Origin of the sequence: Halorhabdus rudnickae (assembly GCF_900880625.1) — an archaeon.
GTDB classification, from domain to species: Archaea; Halobacteriota; Halobacteria; order Halobacteriales; family Haloarculaceae; genus Halorhabdus; species Halorhabdus rudnickae.
Map to the genome: position 1 here is coordinate 211613 of NZ_CAAHFB010000006.1, position 20156 is coordinate 231768.

Annotated in this window: 19 protein-coding genes; 11 read left to right on the forward strand and 8 right to left on the reverse strand. The window is 54.9% G+C overall.

What is annotated here, in order from left to right:
• Nucleotides 1–23: 23 nt before the first annotated feature.
• The 6 genes from BN2694_RS16020 to BN2694_RS16045 all read right to left on the reverse strand — a co-directional run bounded on the left by BN2694_RS16020 (nucleotide 24) and on the right by BN2694_RS16045 (nucleotide 7702).
• A complete protein-coding gene (locus BN2694_RS16020; RefSeq protein WP_135667424.1) occupies nucleotides 24–431 on the reverse strand; it encodes a DUF7555 family protein in 408 nt (135 codons plus the stop codon).
• Complete coding sequence (locus BN2694_RS16025; protein ID WP_135667426.1) at nucleotides 421–1758, reverse strand: ABC transporter ATP-binding protein; 1338 nt, start codon at nucleotides 1756–1758, stop codon at nucleotides 421–423. The genes BN2694_RS16020 and BN2694_RS16025 overlap by 11 nt, the downstream gene beginning before the upstream one ends.
• Complete coding sequence (locus BN2694_RS16030) at nucleotides 1755–2879, reverse strand: ABC transporter ATP-binding protein (protein WP_135667428.1); 1125 nt, start codon at nucleotides 2877–2879, stop codon at nucleotides 1755–1757. The genes BN2694_RS16025 and BN2694_RS16030 overlap by 4 nt, the downstream gene beginning before the upstream one ends.
• Nucleotides 2879–4447, reverse strand: coding sequence for an ABC transporter permease (locus BN2694_RS16035; RefSeq protein ID WP_135667430.1), 1569 nt, complete (start codon nucleotides 4445–4447; stop codon nucleotides 2879–2881). The genes BN2694_RS16030 and BN2694_RS16035 overlap by 1 nt, the downstream gene beginning before the upstream one ends.
• 5 nt (nucleotides 4448–4452) lie before the next feature.
• Nucleotides 4453–5544, reverse strand: coding sequence for an ABC transporter permease (locus tag BN2694_RS16040; RefSeq protein WP_135667432.1), 1092 nt, complete (start codon nucleotides 5542–5544; stop codon nucleotides 4453–4455).
• Nucleotides 5545–5818: 274 nt separating this feature from the next.
• The gene (locus tag BN2694_RS16045) at nucleotides 5819–7702 is read right to left on the reverse strand and encodes an ABC transporter substrate-binding protein (RefSeq protein WP_135667435.1); all 1884 of its coding nucleotides are present in this window, start codon (nucleotides 7700–7702) and stop codon (nucleotides 5819–5821) included.
• A gap of 727 nt (nucleotides 7703–8429) precedes the next feature.
• Here BN2694_RS16045 and BN2694_RS16050 point away from each other — a divergent pair.
• From BN2694_RS16050 to BN2694_RS16060, 3 genes are all read left to right on the forward strand, one after another.
• Nucleotides 8430–9431, forward strand: a complete 1002-nt coding sequence (locus BN2694_RS16050; protein ID WP_135667437.1) for a tyrosine-type recombinase/integrase — start codon at nucleotides 8430–8432, stop codon at nucleotides 9429–9431.
• 50 nt (nucleotides 9432–9481) lie between these two features.
• Nucleotides 9482–9742 carry a hypothetical protein gene (locus tag BN2694_RS16055; protein WP_135667439.1) on the forward strand — a complete coding sequence of 87 codons (261 nt, stop codon included), beginning with the start codon at nucleotides 9482–9484 and terminating at the stop codon, nucleotides 9740–9742.
• Nucleotides 9743–9922: 180 nt separating this feature from the next.
• Nucleotides 9923–11845 (forward strand): hypothetical protein, encoded by a 1923-nt coding sequence (locus tag BN2694_RS16060; protein WP_135667441.1) that lies wholly within the window; start codon nucleotides 9923–9925, stop codon nucleotides 11843–11845.
• Nucleotides 11846–12414: 569 nt separating this feature from the next.
• Here BN2694_RS16060 and BN2694_RS16065 read toward each other — a convergent pair.
• Nucleotides 12415–12636 carry a hypothetical protein gene (locus tag BN2694_RS16065; protein WP_135667443.1) on the reverse strand — a complete coding sequence of 74 codons (222 nt, stop codon included), beginning with the start codon at nucleotides 12634–12636 and terminating at the stop codon, nucleotides 12415–12417.
• Nucleotides 12637–12804: 168 nt separating this feature from the next.
• On the opposite strand from BN2694_RS16065, the gene BN2694_RS16070 reads away from it, so the two are divergent.
• On the forward strand, nucleotides 12805–13299 hold the full coding sequence (locus BN2694_RS16070) for a hypothetical protein (protein WP_135667445.1): 495 nt from the start codon (nucleotides 12805–12807) through the stop codon (nucleotides 13297–13299).
• Between the two features lie 31 nt (nucleotides 13300–13330).
• Here the strand turns inward: BN2694_RS16070 and BN2694_RS16075 are convergent, their stop codons facing one another.
• Nucleotides 13331–14287: a DNA-methyltransferase gene (locus BN2694_RS16075; protein WP_135667447.1), complete on the reverse strand. Its 957-nt coding sequence runs from the start codon at nucleotides 14285–14287 to the stop codon at nucleotides 13331–13333.
• Nucleotides 14288–14365: 78 nt separating this feature from the next.
• Between BN2694_RS16075 and BN2694_RS16080 the strand changes: the two genes are divergently transcribed.
• From BN2694_RS16080 to BN2694_RS16110, 7 genes are all read left to right on the forward strand, one after another.
• The gene (locus tag BN2694_RS16080) at nucleotides 14366–14590 is read left to right on the forward strand and encodes a hypothetical protein (RefSeq protein ID WP_135667449.1); all 225 of its coding nucleotides are present in this window, start codon (nucleotides 14366–14368) and stop codon (nucleotides 14588–14590) included.
• A gap of 3 nt (nucleotides 14591–14593) precedes the next feature.
• Nucleotides 14594–15448, forward strand: a complete 855-nt coding sequence (locus BN2694_RS16085) for a ParB/RepB/Spo0J family partition protein (RefSeq protein WP_135667451.1) — start codon at nucleotides 14594–14596, stop codon at nucleotides 15446–15448.
• A gap of 68 nt (nucleotides 15449–15516) precedes the next feature.
• On the forward strand, nucleotides 15517–16419 hold the full coding sequence (locus BN2694_RS16090; RefSeq protein ID WP_135667453.1) for a hypothetical protein: 903 nt from the start codon (nucleotides 15517–15519) through the stop codon (nucleotides 16417–16419).
• 6 nt (nucleotides 16420–16425) lie between these two features.
• Nucleotides 16426–17403: a ParB/RepB/Spo0J family partition protein gene (locus tag BN2694_RS16095; protein WP_135667455.1), complete on the forward strand. Its 978-nt coding sequence runs from the start codon at nucleotides 16426–16428 to the stop codon at nucleotides 17401–17403.
• A 72-nt stretch (nucleotides 17404–17475) separates the two neighbouring features.
• Nucleotides 17476–18111 (forward strand): IS6 family transposase, encoded by a 636-nt coding sequence (locus BN2694_RS16100; RefSeq protein ID WP_135662690.1) that lies wholly within the window; start codon nucleotides 17476–17478, stop codon nucleotides 18109–18111.
• A gap of 61 nt (nucleotides 18112–18172) precedes the next feature.
• The gene (locus BN2694_RS16105; RefSeq protein ID WP_135667457.1) at nucleotides 18173–18889 is read left to right on the forward strand and encodes an ABC transporter ATP-binding protein; all 717 of its coding nucleotides are present in this window, start codon (nucleotides 18173–18175) and stop codon (nucleotides 18887–18889) included.
• A complete protein-coding gene (locus BN2694_RS16110) occupies nucleotides 18886–20130 on the forward strand; it encodes an ABC transporter permease (RefSeq protein WP_135667459.1) in 1245 nt (414 codons plus the stop codon). Before BN2694_RS16105 ends, BN2694_RS16110 begins: the two co-directional genes overlap by 4 nt.
• The last annotated feature ends 26 nt before the right edge of the window (nucleotides 20131–20156 follow it).

Sequence of the window (20156 nt, forward strand, 5' to 3'; positions counted from 1 at the left end):
CATTAAAGGGTGGTAGGTGGCCGTCACCCGACTGTGACGCCGAGCCAAACTTCGAGGACGGCCGAGATTGCCAGGAGGACGAGACTCGTGACGAACAGCTTCACGTTCCGGTTCACCCTGTACTCGATCGGGAGGTGTGATCCTTCGAGTGGCGGCAGCTCCTGTAATCGTTGCTCGAACCCGAATGCCGAGTCTCCGGCGACGCTGAAGGAGAATAGCCGCGTGATCGGCCCGCGACCCCGCGGCGACGGCTGGATGGCGAAACTCCCGACGCCGAAGAGGATAAATCCGACGACGAACAGCGCGTACTTCAGCGAGAGGAGCCCGTCCCCGACGAGAAACGCCGGGACCGCTAACACAAGGAGGACGCTTCCCGAGACGACGCCGACCCAGTAGAAGAACTCGACGTACCGGAGCGCGTTACGTGTCACGAGTACGTCGGGTGATGACGGGCTCGGCGTCCTCGTACTCGTCGGTGTGTCGGTGACAGTAGCTCATGTGGCCCTCGTCCCCGACCGAGTGGAGTTCCGGACGCCGCAGGTCACACTCGCCGTTGAACTCGTCGGTGAGGTGACGACGCGCGTCCTCCGGCCGTCCGTCTTTGACCAGTTCCGCGGCAGTCTCGACGTGTTCACGGACGTCCGCGGGAACGTCCAGATCGCCAAAGAGATCCACGATCGTTTCGTCGATGTCGTCGTACGCCGAGAAGCGGCCGACCTGACGCTTGAGGCGGTCGATTGTCCCCAGATCCATCCGCGATCGTTCGCGGACGACCTCCCGGTAGCGTTCGATCCCATCCCAGACGTCGTCCTCGACGTGTTCGTACGCTTCCGGCCGTATCTTGGCTGGACACCGCGTCGAGAACTGACACCCCGTCGGCGGATCCCGTGGGCTCGGCGGCGTCCCGGGCAGGGTGATCCGGTGGGACGACGACGACGGATCCGGATGGGGAATGGCCGACAACAGCGATCGCGTATAGGGGTTCTGGGCGTTCTCGTAGAGTTCCTCGGTTTGGCCGATCTCCATTATTTTTCCGAGGTACATGACTGCGACGCGATCACAGATGTGGCGGACGACAGAGAGATCGTGGGCGATGAACAGGTACGTGAGATCGAACTCGACCTGTAACTCTTCGAGCAGCGTGATGATCTTCGCCTGGACGCTTACGTCGAGTGCGGAGACTGGTTCGTCGAGTACGATGAACTCCGGTTCTAGGGCAAGTGCCCGGGCGATCCCGACCCGCTGTCGCTGCCCGCCCGAGAACTGATGGGGGTACCGGTAGTAGTGCTCCTCGCGCAGCCCCACAGAAGTCAGCAGGTCCAGCGCCCGCTCCTGTCGATCCTGTTTGGTCTTCCAGTCGTGGGCGTCCAGGGGCTCCCGGATGATTTCGCCGACGGTCATCCGATCGTTGAGACTGGATTCGGGATCCTGAAAGACCATCTGGGCGTTGCGACGCCAGTCTTTCAAATCCTCGCCCGACAGGGTTGTGATGTCCGTCCCGTCGAAGGAAATCGTCCCGTCGGTGGCTTCCTCCAGTCGAACGAGCGTCCGGCCCAGCGTACTCTTCCCGCAACCGGATTCGCCGACGAGACCGAGCGTTTCGCCACGCTTGATCGAGAAACTCACCCCGTCGACGGCCTTGACTGATGGCTGGGCGAAGAACCCGCCACCCCCGTAGTATTTCTTCAGATTGTCGACCTCGATCAACGTCTCACCGGCCTGTGCCATTCGTTCAGTCCGTCCTGACACTTTGCTCATGTCTCATCACCCTCCGTGTCGGCTTCTGTCTCGTCGCCCTCTGTGTCGGCTTCTGGGATGTTCGCACGCGCCCGGTGGTGTGCGACCCGGTCCGACTCCGCCATCTCCTCGGGATACAGCAGACACGCGGCAGTGTGCTCTATCGTCTCACCGACATCGATGTGGACTGGCGGGACTTTCTCACACGCCCCGAAGGCTTTGGGACATCGCGGGGCGAACCGACAGTGGTCTGCAGGCGCGTTCGGCGTCGGCACCTCGCCTTCGATCGTGTTGAGCCCCTCCTTGCGGGAGTGCTCTCCCGGGATCGATTCGATGAGGGACCGCGTATAGGGGTGTTTCGACCGCTCGAAGAGATTCTCGACCGACGCTTTCTCGACGATCTGCCCGGCGTACATCACGTTCACACGATCGGAGATGTCGGCGATGACGCCCATGTCGTGGGTGATGAACAGGATCGCGAGGTCGCGCTCCTCCTGCAGGTCCTTCAGAAGATCGAGGATCTGTGCCTGGATGGTCACGTCCAGTGCGGTGGTCGGCTCGTCGGCGATGAGCAGATCGGGTTCGCAGGCGAGCATCATCGCAATGACGGCACGCTGACGCATCCCGCCCGAGAACTCGTGGGGGTACTCGTCGAGCCGGCGTTTCGCGTCCGGGATGCCGACGGACTCGAGGAGGTCCGTCGCCTTCTCGACAGCTTCCTGACCGGTGATGTCGCGGTTTATCCGCAACGCCTCTCGGATCTGGTTGCCGATCGTATAAACCGGGTTGAGCGACTGTTGGGGATCCTGGAACACCATTCCGATGCCGCTGCCGCGGACTTCACGGTACTCAGCGTCGGAGTATTCAGTCAGCTCCTGGCCCTTGAACCGGATGGACGAGTCCGGGAGTACCTGTCCCGGGGACTCGATCAATCCCATGATCGACCGAGCGGTGACGCTCTTGCCGGAGCCGGACTCGCCGACGATGCCGACCGTCTCGCCGCTATAGACGTCGAAGCTCACGTCGTCGACTGCACGGATCGTTTCCCTGTCCGTGTGGAAGACGGTCTGGAGGTTCCTGACGGACAGAATTGGCTGCTCGTCGCGTCGCGAGAAGTCGGGCTCGAATTGCTCGCTCGACATCAGGCCCCACCTCCCACGGCGGCTTCATCGCCTACGCTCTCGGCGGATTCCTCGCCCTCGGCGGTTTCCGTCTCCGGATCGATCGCGTCACGGATGCCGTCGCCGAACGCATTGAGACCGGTGACCAGCACGACGATCATCAGCCCCGAGATCAGCGAAATGTGCCAGGACGCCGTCGACACGTAGTCTTGTCCGAGGGAAACGGCACGTCCCCAGGCCGGCGTCGGCGGGTTGATACCCAGCCCGTTGCCGAGGAACGACAGCGCCGACAGCCCGATGATGATCCCGCCAGTCGACATCGAAGCGTAGACAAGCAGGTACCCGACAATGTACGGGAGCATGTGCTTGCGCATGATGGTCCGGGGCCGCTGGCCGAAACTCCGCGCCGCGTCGACCCACTCCTCCTGGGCGACCTGGAGTGCCGGCCCACGCACCGCTCGCCAGAGGAACGGCCACGTGGTGAACGCGAACACGAGCGCGAGGATGAACCCACCATCGAGGATCCCCCCGAGCCAGTGGTTCGCGAAGACGGCACTTACCATGATCAACAGGAGCAACCGGGGAACCGAGACCACCCCGTCCGCGGCCGTGAGGATCGTGAGATCGATCGTGCCGGCGTAATACGCCGAGACCATCGACAGCATGGCCGCGATCAACGTCGCGAGCCCGATCGCGAGCCCGGAGACGATCATCGTGATCCGTGCCCCACCCATGAGGAATGTGAACAGATCACGTCCGTTGTTCAGCGTCCCGAACGGGTGGAACCGTCCGTAGTCGTCGTAAGTCATCGGGCCGACGTTCTCAGCACTGCCCTTGGACTTGGAGTTGAAGTTGGCGTCGCCGACCGGAATCGACTCGACCTCACCCGCTTCCGCGTCGAAGTACTTGACCTCGTAGCTGTAGGAACTTTGGATGTTTTGTTCGACAGTCGTGGGACCCATCGCCGGTCCGAACACGGCCATCGTCAGGTATAACAGGAGAATGAGGATGCCAAACTGCCCCCATCGATGGACCCGAAGCCGTCGGAACATGTCGTCCGTCGGCGTCCAGTCGGCCTGGCGGTAGTGCTCGCGGTAGACTTTCCAGCCCCGGAACAGCCAGTAACTGAAAAACAGCGTGTATGCGACGATAAGGGTGAACCGGATCCCCCACGCGACGGCTGGCTCTAGCCCCAGGAACGTCCCTTCCCAGGGTCCGTTCGGGCCGAGCCTGTGTCCCTGGTTGGGGATTACCGCCCGGCTGAAAAGCGTCGGAATGGCCGCTGCAGCGTCACCGATGCCGATGAGAAACTGGGAAACTCCCGTCTGGAAATTGACGATCGCGTTCGCCGCGCCGTTGGAGACGAATCCGAGGGCGACGTCGAAAACCGCCGTCACGCCGACGAACGTTCGCTCGACTGTCGCGACCGTCAGCGAGGCGTACGTGCCGAACTCGACGGCGGTCAGCATCGCCAGGACTGACACCCACTTCAGGAACGGTCGCGGGGATTCCGCGATCCGTGTCCGGAGGGGGACGTTCTCGTGCCCGGTCAACTCTTCGCGCGTCGCGGTTGGATCAGTGTCCGACATCGATGTCACCTCTCAGTGTCCTCCAGCGTGATTCGCGGATCGATGAACGTATACAGGATGTCCTGGGTGATGTTGACCGTGACCTGGACGACGATGAACAGGAACACAAGCCCCATCACGAGCGGGATGTCCGGACCGAGTACGCCACGGAAGAACATGTTCCCCAGTCCGCGGATCGAGAAGACCTTCTCGACGAGGACGGACCCGCCGATGAGCAGATAGAACTCACCCATGATCACGGGCAACAGTGGGATGAGTGCGTTGCGTCCGACGTGTTTGGTGATGATCCGCCGACCGGACACGCCCTTCGCTTTCGCGGTTTCGACGTACTTCGAGTTGATGCTTTCGAGTACCGCGGTCCGACCGATACGGATCTCGTTACCCATCGACGCCGATCCGAGTACCAGGGCCGCGGGCAGGATCCACTTGATAGAAATCGCCAAATTCTCCCAGTTCGGGACTGGTACCCGGATGGCCTCGAGCAACGGTATCCCGGCGAAGATGTCGATACTGCCGAACATGCTCGATAACGCGCCTGGAGTCCCGATCACATCCGTCGGGATGAAGAGGCCCTTATAGAAGGAGAGTGCCCCGCCGGCCGAGAGCAGGCCGGAGAGCATCACTGCGAGCCAGAAGTTCGGCATCGCTCGCCAGATGATGCCGCCCCCCGACGCGATGTAATCACGCCAAGTGTTTGCTCGGAGGCCGGCGTACAGTCCCCCCGGAACCCCGAACGCGAGCGCGATGACGACCGACCAGAATCCGAGCCATAGCGTCGCAGGCATTCGATTGAGGATAAGATCCGACACCGGGGTCCCGCGCTGGATGATCCAGGACTGCCCGAAGTCCAACGTCACCAGATCGGTGACGACCTTGAAGTACTGTGACCAAAGGGGGACGGGCGTCCCGTCGGGATAGATGATCCCGAGGGCAATTCTCAGCTGGCGGACGTCTTCCGGCGTCGCATCTCGCCCGAGAATGGACAAGACGGGATCGATCGGCCCCTTGTACAGGACCAGGAAACTCATCGTGATACCGAACAGGAACACTGGTACCGCCAGTAACAGTCGCTTGAAGAGATAGAGGAACCGATTCATCGATCGCCTCCCTCGACCGGCGTTCGGAACCGGTGTCCTGTCCTGTCTGGTCCGGGCGCGCTCGTCTCCGGCCCCGCCGTTGTGTCCGGCGTCGGCCACGATCCGGATAGCACCACGTTATACTCTCGTCTTCCGGGAAACAGCACCGCCGGTCGCGACGATGACTCCATCCTCGAGGGCATACTGGGTTGTCCGATTTTGGTATCGGCTATATTGATTTAACAATATCGGTTGTCGTTCGGAACCGGTACTTCGGCCGAGGGTTCGTCCCGGCCTATCCCTGGTAGTTCGAGTCGTATCCCTCCGCGCCGCCCGGGAAGACCTGCTTGGGCGTGAGGTGATAGGCTGCTTCACCCCGCCCTTTGAAGACGCTCTCGACGAAGTCCTCGCGGGTGAGGACGTAGGCCATCGCCTGACGGACCGGTTTGGGCACTTTCTCCATGTGGAACGCGACGTAGTACGTGTTGATTGCCGGGGTCGTCGACATGTTCACGGTCTTGCCGCCTTCCAACGGGCCGTAGGTGCCAAGCGTTTGGCCCCGGTCGTTGGTCGTCTCCTCGGTCACGAGTTCCGGATCGTACTGTGGCGTCGGGATCTCGCTGACGTCGGCGTTCTCGTTCAGGAAGTAATTGTACTTGGCACTGTCCTCGGTAATGATCGCTTCGTGGGTCTCCCCAAACGAAGGGGCCCCGCCGTGGTAATCCTCGAACGCGGAGGCGCGGAACTGGCCACCGTTGCCTTCTTGCCATTCCTCGAAGACGAACGGGCCACAGCCAACCGGGCTCGTCGAGAACTCTTCCCAGGCCATCTCGCCGTCGTACCCTTCGATGTCGCCGACGATGCCTTCGGGAACGACGGAGAACGCGGAGTACGCAAACACCTCCAGCGCGTACCCGAATGGGCTGTTGAGCGAAATCGTGAACGTATACTCGCCCGTCGCTTCGACTCCGGTCGAGCCCGAGACGACGTTCCCCTCGTCGTCGGTTTCGTGTTCCATATCGAGCACCGATAGCGGGAAATACGTGTTCGTGGAGTTGTCCGACTCGACGAGCCGTCGGAACGAGTAGACGACGTCGGACGCGGTGACCTCGCCGTAGTCCCCGTGGAACTGGATGCCTTCCTTGAGCGTGAACTCGTACTCGGTGAGGTCGTCGCTGACAGTGTAGTCCTCGACGATGAGGGGTTCGGTCTCGACCGTCCCGTTGACGTAGTTCAACGGCGCGTCGAACATATCCATGACCTTGTTGCCACTCTCTGTGTTCCCCGAGGCGATCGGATCCAGGGAACTGAACGTGCCCGAGATGTCGTTGACGGTGTCATCTCCCTCCAGACCGCTGACGGACATGTTCGTCTTTGCTCGCGACGGTCCCATCCCACCCGGCGGATTGTAATCGACGTGATCGTACCAGAACAACTGGTCGACCTCGTGGTAGACTGGGAGTAGTGCGGCCGAATCCCAGAGGGCCCGTTCCATCTTCTCGGTGGCGTCGTCGCGCGTGGACTGGGCCTCGTCGGTCAGTTCCGGATTGTTCTGAATCCGATCGAATTGTTCGGTGATATACTGGCGAATCTCTTCGTCTCCCTTGACGTCCTCGGACCAGAACATCCGCGCGCCGTTGGGCGTGTACCCCTCGGCGTCGTAGACCGTGTTCTTCGGATCGACGAGTTGGAGAAAATTCTGGGCGGCCGGATAGTCGGCGACCCATCCAAGGGTGAACGCCTCGTGGTTGCCGTTCTCCGTGGTTTCGAGCAGGCTCCCGAAGTCTGCCTGGTTGATATTCATATCGATATAGGCAGAATCGAGACGTGCCCGGATCGTGTTCGCCATCTCCTGCCAGGCACCGCTCTTGTACTGCAACCAGTCGAGCTCGAACCGGTTGTCCGGTCCGTATCCCGCCTCTTTCATCACCCGCTGAGCCTCGCCGACCTGCGTCTCGTTGATCCCGTACGGGTAATTACTCGGAGGCTGGTACTCGCCACCCTCGTCAGACATCCCATCGCCATCGCCCGTGTCGGTCCCGCTTTCCATCTCCCCTGGCTCCTCGGTGTTGGCTTCGGTATCTCCGCCACCACTACAACCGGCCAATCCAACGCCTACCGTCGCTGCCCCGGTAGCCTTGAGGAATCGCCGTCGATTCATGCTATTGTCGTCGGACATGATGCGACCATGTAACAAAGTAGAGCGTTTAAATGTACTGGTCCTGGCCACATTATCATCTGATATCTATATGTCTAATCAAAATACTGAGTAATTGGCCACGGGAATGTTGAAGATTGTCCGGTATTATCCTCACGTACAACATCGCTGGGTAAATCTGGATCGGCACTCAGTCCTGTCAGCTGTCGTTTGTTTCAACCTCGTCTCATACAGGCAGTGCTCAGAAGTGAGCGGCCAGACAACGCAGGGGTTGAGCCGTCCTCGTGAGCGAAGCGAACGAGAGTTCGGAAGCGTTTGTTCTTCTGGCCTCGTGTTGAACGTGACGCACGGCTTGAGAGACAGAGCTCTCTGAGCGGATTTGAACCCCGTCCAGATCTACTCGCTTCCCTGCGCGTGTCTGCCCTGGTTCAAATCTCCTTAACCGCATTTGCCGCTCACGGATTGTTCGCACCAAAAGTGGGTTGGGGCGGATTTGAACCGCGGTCGTTCCCGTTCGCTCGCTTCACTCGCTCACCTCTCACTCCCTGTTTCAAATCGCCCCAAAGACAGATTTACGCCCCACGGTATTGTTCGGCGCAAAATCAGTGGGTTGGGGCGGATTTGAACCGCCGACCTCCTCAGCGCCTCTCGCGTCTGCCTGCGGCAGATTCGGCGCTTCCGCGAAGTCAAGTCCGGATGAGAACCACCACGGAATCACCATCCAGGGTCGAGCGATTCGGAAATTCCGATGACTCGACAAATCACAACCGAACGCGCAGTCGAACGGTATCTGAACGAACGGCGAGCAGACATATCCGAGTCTACCTACTACAACCACTCGTCCCTGCTATCACAATTCATCGAGTGGTGTGAGAGCGAAGGTCTGGACACTGTCAACGAACTCGATGGCTTCCACATCTCCGACTTCAAGCTCTACCGACGAGACGAGGACAATATCAACAGCGTCACGCTGTACAACCAGATGACCGTCCTTCGGGTATTCCTTCGATGGTGTGAATCCCGAGATCTGGTCGAAGGGCTTGCTGAGAACATCTTGATGCCCGTTCCCGAGGATGACTCTCGGAACACGATGATTGATTCGGAAACGGCGGCACAGATCCTTCAGTTCCTCCAGAAGTACGAATACGGAACGCTGAAGCACGTCGTTTTCTCCCTCTTGTGGGACACCGGATTCCGCATCGGATCGCTTCGAGCAATAGACCTCGGCGACTACAACCCAGAGGAACAGTACATTGAGGTGCGCCATCGTCCAGAATCAGAAACACCGCTCAAGAACAAATACGGAGCAGAGCGTGAGATCAACCTCCACGAGTGGGTGTGCAACGTGCTTGACGACTACATTGGGATGCATAGACATGATGTGACTGACGACCACGGACGAGAACCGTTGATAACAACGAAGCAGGGCCGTCCGGTTCACTCGAATATCCGCGGCCATATTAACTCAGTAACCCGTCCGTGCGTGTACGTGGATCAGTGCCCTCACGATAGAAGTCCAGACAGTTGCGAAGCGGCCCAACGACGTGACACCGCTCAACGATGCCCTGACTCAGTCCCACCTCACGCGATCCGGAGATCTGCGATTACGGCGTGGCTCAACGACGGCCACACGAAGGAACTCCTCTCCGACAGGATGAACGTCTCCGTGAAGACACTGGAGAAGCACTACGACGCCCGGACGGAGAGTGAGAAGCGGGAACTACGGCGTGAGGAGTTCGGTATGGAATAGAAAACCTCTACAGGCATCCTTATCCGTTCTTGATTTGATTTCCCTCACGGATGGTAGAAGCTCTTACAAAAGAGTGCGAACGTTGCGAGACTGAATTTGATATTGATGAGCAATATCGGGAAGTGATTGTTGTTGATCACCCCCACCCTGAGGATGCAAAAGTTGGAATGGTCCATGATGACTTGGAATACGTTCTCTGTGCCCCTTGTGCGATGGATCTCAAGGACTGGTTCCAAGCTGACGATCCAGAGGCGATCAGAGAACGTCACGCGGCATTCCCTGAAGAGGAAGTCAACTTGTTTGATCAATAGCTACCTCAACGCTGTCGGGCGGATTCCGGTATCTATTTCCGTCTGGATGTTGTCTATACAGTGAAGGCAGATTCTCGCGGTTAGTTCTCCCGTCCAGTCGCAACTGTCGGATCCTACGAAGTTAATGCGCATTGATGGGCGTCTACCTCACCGTCAAGAGACTTCTGCCAACATTCCACTATGACTACAGATTCAATCTCCCATAGCGATGCCTACGACGAATCGACAGCTTCTCCGCACAGAGTCACTACCAGCGAAGCCCGTGATCGACTCGAAGACACGCTCCATTCGGCACTTCGTGCAGCGGAGAATACGCTCATAGACGCGCCCACTTCACTCGGCAAGAGCCACCTTATGGCAACGACTCGTTGGAGAGACTATCCTGAAATCACCGGTGGCAATCCGGTCATCCATGTCCATCAGACCAAAGAAGCACGGAAGGATGCCGTCCAGAAAAGCCGAGATACATTTGGAGTAGAATATCACGTACTCCGAGGTCGAACTGACGCTTGTCCAGTAGCTGCCGGTGACTATGACGATGAGTTGACCGCACCAAATGGTCGAACACCTTCCGAATGGTTCGACTGGATGTGCAACGTGCGGAATATCCCGTTCCAGAAAGCTCATCGGCGACTGAATCAACAGTACGATCTACCCTGTGGAGAGCATTGCGACGCTGTCACCCAATGGTGGGATGTTCAGAGTGACAGTGAGGAGCTTGAGTACGACGTACTTCACGTCACAGCCAATTTCGCGAAGGTTGACGAACTCATTGATGGAGCTAACGTCATTTTTGACGAGCGTCCGGAATACAAACTGACGTTCAATGACCCTGAGCGCATGCAGTTCACTCGGGCGACAACAAACCTACTCAAACACCGGTCAGATGGCGAGTTTACGGAGGTTGATTTCAAAAAAGCCGCAATTCGTGATCAGACAGAGGAAAAAGAGAAGATTGAACAACACTTTCAGGACGAAGTCACGCAGGAATGGCTGTTCCAACGAGAAGAAACCCATCGACTCACGCCAGTTATCGGACGTGCGGTTCTTGACGCGGAAGAAATCCTTGAAGGTCGCTATCGCGGACAAGATAGCGGTATCGAGGTCGTGATAACTGACGGCGGAGAAATCCGACATGTCCAGAATACTCCCGATCTATCCGAAGCCCGCTGTGTGATCGGACTCGATGCGTTCCCCTCAGAACTCCGATGGAGTGTCAATACGGTGGACAACCTTACGAAGAGAGACGTGTTGTCGCCATCTGAGCGAACCTGGTGGCGACGAAACGAACGGGGATTGATCATCAAGCAGGTTGGCACGGCAACTCGATCCTATACGTCAAGGTGGAAAGGTGCCGGCGAAAAGCGAGCGAAAGCGATCATCCAGAAGATTCGGGAGTTGCATGGGGATGACTTCCAATCCTGTGTTACATCTGACCACGTCGAAGACAATATTCGGCAGATGATGACTGCCGCGGGAATCGAGGATCCAATGACAATGCACTACGGCGAGCAAAAAAGCCGGAATGACTACTCAGACGAATCGAGTGGGGCTATCCTCGCGTCCATCGATCCCGGTGACGAGAATATCCTCGATTATCTCGCGCTCTGTGACGCTATCGCGAAGCCGAAACGAATGGTAACTGAAGGAGGAGAGATCAGTCGAGAAGTGGGACGGGAATTCGTCGGGCCTGATGCTGATATTGCGAGAGAGCTTTTGGTCTCCGTACGTGAGAGCAATTTGGCACAAGCCGTAGGACGATATGCACGCGATCCTGACGATCCCGATTCTGGAGCAATCGTGTACGTCTGGTCAGGTGCAATTCCATCCATACTGGTTGATGAACGGATCGAAACGACGTACCACTCGATGACGAAGAAGCGAAAACAATTCTTGAAGGTTCTAAAACAATTCCCAAAGGGGTGTTCCGCCAAAACAATCGCAGATGAAACAGGCAGCTATAAATCAAGTGTAATCGACTGGCTCAAAGAAATGAAGAAGAGAGATAACGTACTAAAATCCGAGGGTTCGGGGTATCAGGGTGCCGACGAATGGCAGTGGTGCGGTAGTGTAACTGAAAACTATGTTGAATTCGACCAATGAGGTCATTGGGTTACTCACATGATAAACTTTTATGTGGACAACCCTATGACCTACAGAGTATGAGATTGTTCTATTTAGGGTTTAAAACCTCAGAGGAGAGGTAAACTTTCTGCAGTATTTTTTAAAGAGTTTAAATACTACAGCAATTTTGCGGCAGGTTTTAACTGTAGGGTTTAAAACCTCAGAGGAGAGGTAAACTTCCCGCAGTATCTTAACTTAAGTAAGGAATAGAATAGGACGAAAATCCAACCATCAAACGCACATATTGAGGGAACACGAGAGTCTTCAAAACCCTCTGTGCGCTGGAGTCTCCTGAGCCAATTATGGATCGTAGCTCTGACCGAATCCCCCATACACCCGCATTTAGGACACTCAAAACCCGTGAATTTCGACAGTAAAGGCAAGAAGTGGAAAACACCTGAGATTTACCGACTCGGAAATACCTGACTCTCAGTCGGAAATTGTTCTGAGAGAGTTACCTACATTCGTAGATCGCGCGCCGACTAATGTTCCAACCGGCGGTTTCCCTTTATTGAGGACGGCGAATCTTATCCCGACTCGGAGGGTTGTTATGTCGAATCGTTCTCCTCTGTGCTGTTACACACGGTGTCTTGAAGCTCTGCGTAGAGATCGGGATGGTTGGCCCGGAGTATCTCAACGTCGGTCGTCAGTTCGTCCTTGATCTTACGACGGACCCGTGAGATAGCTTGATAGCGCAGATCTTCATCGACTCTTTCCTCTCCCTCGATGAGTTCTCGTTCTCGATCAGTCAACAGTGCGCGGCGTGCCATGTGATTGCCCACGTACGCGGGTGACTTAATTCACCGCATTTGGCAACGTTCCCGCATATGGGAAGTACTAAGTGGGTAGGGTCCGTACTGTTGAGTACGAAGCGCGGTGTCGCCATTCAGGAAATGGCCGGTGCGCCAACACCGACCGCGCTTCTGGGCTACAGAAGCATGACCGAATACACTCTGACGGGTGAAAACCCCACCGACCTACCGAAGCGTGCCGTTCGCGCATTAACCGAGAAAATGACCGTCCTGCCCAACACGGGGTGGGTCAAAGACGCGGATGGCCGGTACCTCGTTATCTCGGAAAGCGGCTCTGAGTACCTTGTGGACATCCGAGAAAGCCGCTGTGACTGTCCCGACGCTCACCACAACCTCGATGCAGAGGAACAATGCAAGCACGAACGCCGAGTCAACTACGCGACCGGCGAAACCTCCATCCCAGAATGGGCTGATCCCAGTGCGATAGACGATCAGCTCGGGACCCACACCGATTCGGACCCGGTCCGCGCGGCAACAGATGGAGGTATCACCGGAGAATCTACCGACGACTCTCCCCCGCTCAATGCACCGGAACACTCCGACTGTGATTGCGACGATCTCCACGGAGACTTTCCTTGCGCTGACTGCTACATCGAGGGACGAAAAGAGATGCCCGAATGAATATACTATTTGAAATATGAATATGTGATCATCAAGATATTCTTTGCTGTGGCTTCAAATCCTCAAGCCGGTCTTTGGCCATCTCTAAGTACTCCTCATCAACTTCCAAACTTATTGAATCTCGTCCATTTCTTGATGCCGCAATTGTGGTTGTCCCAATACCAGCAAAGGGGTCCATCACAGTATCGCCAACAAAGGAATACATTCTAATTAGACGCTCTGCTAGTTCTTCCGGATATGGGGCAGGATGATTTCCTGATTTCTCCCCTTGAATATCCGTCCATATCTGTCGAAAGAACTGATTGTGGTCATCGACCTGAATTGTGGAGAGAACTCGTTCGGCGGTAGATGGTGAACGGTATTTTCCCGGCTTACGGAATAACAGAATATACTCTATATCATTTTTTATTACTGCTCCTGGTTCGTAGGGCTTTCCTAGGAATCTGGCATTCCCTCCTGCTTCTAATGCCGCATTCCCGATTTTTGCCCAAATTATTGGCGCTAGGTTGTCAAATCCGACACTTTTGCATTGTTCCTGAATTGAGGAATGCAACGGTAGTGCTCTGTGACGGCCTGCTTCCCGTCGTGACTGGAGTACATCTCCCACGACTACGCACATTCTACCTCCAGGAATTAACTTATCATAACACTCTTCCCAGACATCCTCAAGCTCATCGATGAATGTTTCATATTCATCGATCAACCCCAACTGCCCATTTTCATCATTATAGTTTTTAATATTGAAATAAGGCGGGCTTGTGACAACTAGATCTACAGAACCATCTTCGATATCATTTAACTCTCTCGAATCTGAATTAATGAATGAATGATTTGTCGGCAGTCTATAGATGGTATTTTCTATTTCTATCATTTTCTCCCAATCTCTAGCCAATTCAGGAATCTCTGTCCTCAATTCTTGGTTATTTTTGTCCAAAAGATGACTACAAGAGTCTGGGATAAAATCCACTAACTCATCTTTTTCGACCATATTAGAAACCTATTGGCTCGAGCAAAATGCTTTTCCCTTCTCTACGTGATGGGGTCCAATGAAGGGTAATTAACACAAATGATGGATGTCAACGATGATACGTTCTTTATGGTCCAACTCCCCGAAGGTAAGACCCTCCACCAAACAAAAGAAGAAGCTATCTCACAACTCCAACAGCAGGCTGATGGATTGGAAGCAGAATCCAGCGACGTGAATATTATTAAAGTGTCTGTTGAAGATGATGATTGGACAATAGCTGAGATGTCGTGGCAGACAATTGCTCTCCAATTGATGGGGGAATAATCTATGGAAGTACAGCAAATTGATCCAAATGAATTAGAGATCGATCCTGTAAACGAAAGGAAGGAAAATATCGGGCCCGATAAAGATGATAATTCACTGGAAGAAAGCATTCGAGAGCAAGGCGTAATCCAGCCCCCTGTTGCACGTCTGGAAGGTGAAAATTATAAAATCGTAGTTGGTCAACGACGAACACTTGCCGCACAGAATGTCGGTGTGGAATCGATTCCAGTGATCATTATGGACTGGGATGATTCGGACGCTCTCGCGGCAAGTGTAACAGAGAACGTTGACGCTTTCCGAAAATCTGTATCGAGGACAGACCGTGCTGCGGCAGTCCAAAGATTGATGGAAGTGAACGATTGGAATGCAAATGACGTTGCTGAGGAATTAGGAGTTAATCCTAGCACCGTACGGGAATGGCTGGAACGCACAAACCCTGAGTGGGAAGACACTGTTGTCCATGTTAATGGAGCAGATGAAGCTCCAGACGAAATTCGCGAATCAGTCGATGAGGTCGATGACAAACAGTTAGCGAGTATTCGCGCAAATACTGAGTCAAAAGAAGAGCGAGAAGAGATTGTTAAAACGCTGTCGCAATCTGACCTTAGTCAGCGTGATGTGCTTGAGGCAACAAAGCAGGCACGTCGTGATGAGGAGACGGATTTGAAAGAAGTCATCAAGGAGATGAATAGTCAGAAATCGGACAGTGAGGGTGAAATTAGGGTCCGCACAAGGGTCACGTTTACTGGAAATCAAGCTGACGGACTGAAAGACGCTGCGAAGGATCTAGGAACATCTGAAGAGGAGGTAGTTCGAAACGCCATTCAAGAATATCTTAAGTCGAATGGATACGTGTAGTTTTACTAACTTACCCGAAATTTAAATTATCTTCGCGTTATACTCTCTTCTGGAGTGAATAATAACTTATGAGCTCAACTTCATTTGACATTGCGAACATAGTTCGCCAAAATTTCATCGATGAGCAGGGTCCACAGGCAAGTCGAAAATTCGTAGCATACTCTTCAACTTATGGTCTGAGGGTTGCTATGGGCTGGATTGATAAGCCAGATAATATTCAAGAACTCAATGCAGAACGCCGGGAGATAAACGATGAAACAGATGTCTCTTCTGTAGCTCAATCTCCTGCTTCAGATGTTATGGAGGCGGTCAAGCTTGAGGGAGTTCGTGTGTCTGTCAAATATGACCGTGCAGAGCAACAAGGAGATCCGCTACCCTGGTCCGATATTCGACCGTTACTCGATCAACCTGAGACTGTTTATGATCTTCCTATCCAGAGAATTGTAGTTAGATTTGAAGATGAAGAGTTCAAGCAAATGTGGATCGACAAGCTCGATGATGCTATAGATGATCCCAACTTCCCAACTAGTTGGGTTGAGCCTCCTTTTTACGCTGTTTTAGAAACTGGCATTCCTGACAATGATGCCCGTCAAAAAGTAAAGAATGACCATGAAAATCGGTATTTCATGCCCAAATCCAATACAACATCTAATGGGAAGCCAGGTCTGGGATGGTCGCCTAGGATTCTCGATCTTGATAGTATTTGGTCACACCGGGGCTGGACGGAAAGATCCGATCCTCAGTTAGAGGCTTGGTCTGACCGACAAAGTGGGGGGAACTGGACCCCACACAGGCTTGAACAGCGTCTTATGAATTTCTTCGAACCGGAAGAACAGTATACTGGCATGATACGAGATAGCGCCCTCATGAACCGGTGGAGAGACGTTATGACTAACAGCCAGAACCACGATTATACCTCGTTTAAAACATTTGAATGGGACGACGAAGAGGAGTGGATGCTGCAGAATTAATTTCGTATGAACGATTTAGGTAGCAAAAAATTCGATCCAGATGAACTGGTTATTGATCCAGTAAATGAACGGGTATCAAATACAGGCTTTCATTCAGAACAAGATGAAGCTTTTCTGAAAAGCATAAGGGAGAATGGAGTACTTAATCCTATTGTAGTTCGTGAAGTTGATGGAGAATATCGGGTAGTAGCCGGACAAAGACGAACGTTAGCGGCACAACAGGTAGGTCTCGATGAAATAAGAGCAAATATTCGAGATCTGGATGATAAAGAAGCTAGGCTTTTGTCAATTACAGAAAATGCGGACGAATATCAAAAGGATGTGCCACCTGGTGATCGGGCTAAAACCATTAAAAAACTTATAGATGATGGGGTCGATATCTCTCAAATAGCTCGTCAAATGGGTTGCTCTCAGCCAACAGTCGAAAGATGGCTCGAACCTGCTCGCGACTATTGGGAAGATACAGAGTTCGAACCGGACCCAGATCAGGAGGAGGAGGAGGAGGAGGAGTCTCTACTTGACGAGCTTTCTTTAACTTCAATGCGGTTGATCAGGGAAGCAACTGATGGTAGCGATCAAGCCGAGAAAATTGCAAAGAAGATTATCAAAAACAATGTAAAAGTAGAGTTAGTGAGAGAAGCACATTCTGTTGCAGACACCCCTATTGAATTTGGAGAAGAAATATCAAAAATAATTGAAAAACTAAATTCAAATGTCCAAACAATCAACGAGAAGATTACTTTTTCGGGCGATGAGGCTGAGAAGCTTGATGAGGTCATGAAAGACAGAGGTGTGCACGAAAGAGAAGCTATCAAAATGTTGGTCAGAGAACGATTGAAAAAAATCTCAAGCTCCAAAGATGGCGAACTCATCGAATTCCATTTACCGAAGGGACCCTCCGAAAAGGCCAAAGAGTTGACTTCTGGGAGCGATGTCTCAGTAAATGTTCTATGCCGGAAGATTGTTGAAGATCGGCTAAATTAAGTTTGCTCTCTGGATTATCGGTAGTGTTCAGATAAGGATTGAAGGATGAGGCGTGGCGTTTTCAAAGTGTCTATGCCCGAAAACGCACGCCTCAGCGGTAGTATCGACCAGATCGACTTAGAGTTTGTGGAGCGAGAAGCGACACCGCGATTTTTGATGAAGCTCAGTATTCAGTTGCATCTTGCTGGACTATCGCTTTCGAATACTGTTTCAATTCTTGAGGTATTCGGTGTCCAACGCGCTCGTTCAACCGTCCACAACTGGGTTCACAAGGCCGATCTACAGCCCGAAACTGGACGGAGCCCGGATCACGTTGCGGTTGACGAAACCGTGATCCGACTCGACAACGAGCGATACTGGCTGTACGCTGCCGTCGATCCCGATACAAACGAATTGCTCCATACAACGCTTGAACCAACTACAAATTCAGCTCTTGCTCACGCGTTCTTTCGCGAACTCCGCGAGAAACACGATCTTGACGACGCGATGTTTCTCATCGATGGGTCGCACTCCTTGAAAGACGCTTGCAACCGACACGGCCTCGATTTCAGATACGAACGCGCTGGAAATCGGAACAGCGTCGAACGTGTCTTTCGTGAGGTAAAACGTAGAACATCTTCGTTTTCAAACTGTTTCAGTCACGCCGCTGCGGAAACAGCTGACGACTGGCTCAGATCTTTCGCATTTGCATGGAACCAGCTTATCTGAACACTACCGTGGAGTCGGACCAAAACAATGACTAGGTCCGACCCGAACGTCCCGCTGAAACATGGGTGGACCAGTGGTGCAGGTCGCCGACCTGAGAAAGGGATACGGTGACGTACAGGCCCTCCGCGGCGTGTCGTTCACGGTCGAGCCGGGAGAGATATACGGACTCGTCGGCCCGAACGGCGCGGGCAAGACCACGACCCTCCGGACGCTGTCGACACTGTTGACCGTCGGTAGTGGCGACGTGAGTGTCTTCGGTGCCGACGTCGAGAGCGAGCCCAACGCGGTGCGCAAACGCATCCGCTATCTCCCCGAAGACGCCGGTGCGTACGACAATCTCACCGGCCGGCAGTACCTGGCGTTCATCGCAGACTTCTACGGCGACGATCCCGACGCACTCGTCGAACGCGGGATCGAGATCGCCGATCTGGACGAGCGCATCGACAGCAAGACCAGCGAGTACTCCAAGGGGATGACCCGGAAGCTCCTGCTTGCGAGTACGATCATGACCGAACCCGATCTGGCGATTTTAGACGAGCCGACCTCCGGACTGGACGTCGAGAACGCCCGAGCGATCCGGGAGATCGTCAAGGAGTTCCCCGGGACTGACCGGGGCGTGTTGCTGTCCAGCCACAACATGCTCGAAGTCGAGTATCTCTGCGACCGGATCGGGTTGCTCAACGAGGGGGAGATCGTCGCCGAGGGGGCGCCCGGCGAACTGGTCGAGCGGTACGGCGTCGAGAACCTCGAAGAGGCATTTCTGGAGGCGGTCGCATGAATCACTTCTGGCGACTGGTCTGGAAGGAGACCCGCGAGTTACTCCGCCCGCGGTATCTCCTGCCGATCCTGATGATCCCGATCATCTTCCTCGCACTGGGACAGGGGATGGGCGGTATCGACGACGCGACCGACGGCCAACCGACGATCGGGATCATCAACCAGGACGACGGCGAGTACGGCGAGTTGGTCAACAATACCCTCACACGGAACGCGTCGGTCGTCTACTACGCCGAGTCCGGCGACCCCGCGAGTGCCGTCGAGACGGTTTCCGACCGCGGGGGAGAGGCCCTGATCGTCATCCCCGACGGCTTCACCGAACGCATCCGCGATCGGACGGCCGGCAGCGTCGGCGTCCACTCGGTCGTGCGCTCGCTCAGCCTCTCGGGGATCACCTCCTCGGCACAGATCGATAGCCGGATCCAGCGGGCGGGCACCGTCCTCACGCTGAACGTCACAGGGACGACGCCGGCGATGCTCGAACCGATCCGGCCGGAATACACTACCTACCTCGAAGAGCGGACTGTCGAGACCTCGCCCGGTGCCCTCTCGGGATCGTTCGCCACGCAGTTCATCTTCATTCCCGTGGTGATCATGTTCGTCATCATCTTCTCCGGACAGATGGTCATCAACTCGATGGGCGCCGAAAAAGAGAACAAGACCCTCGAAACCTTGCTGACGATGCCCGTCCGGCGGTCGACGATCGTCGCTGCCAAACTGATCGGCAGTGCCTCGATCGGACTGCTCGGCGCGGCACTGTACACCGTCTCGATCTACTATTACCAGTCGTCGTTCACCAACGGCGCGGCGAGTGCAGCGTTGAGTCTGGGACTCGTCGATTACGCTATCGTCGGCGTCTCGCTGTTCCTCTCGCTGGTCGGTGTCCTCGCGCTGGCACTCATCCTCGGCATTTTCGCCAGCGATCGCCAGGGTGCCCAGATGTTGCTGTTCCCGATCTCTATTCTGGCAGTCGTCCCGATGTTCGCGACGATGTTCACCGACGTCGCCCAGTTGTCCCTGCCGATCCGGGTGATTCTGCTTGCAATCCCCTTTACGCACCCCGCGATTGCGCCCAAACGACTCCTGCTCGATGACACCACGATGGTCTTTGGCGGGATCGTCTACGAGGCGATCTTCGCCGCAGGGATGATCTGGCTGGCGATACGCGTCTTCAACTCTGACCGACTCATCACGGGCAGTTCCGGCCGGCTTGGTCGGCTACTGGGCCGCCTGCAGAGCTGAGCGGCCGATCGGATCGGTCCACACCC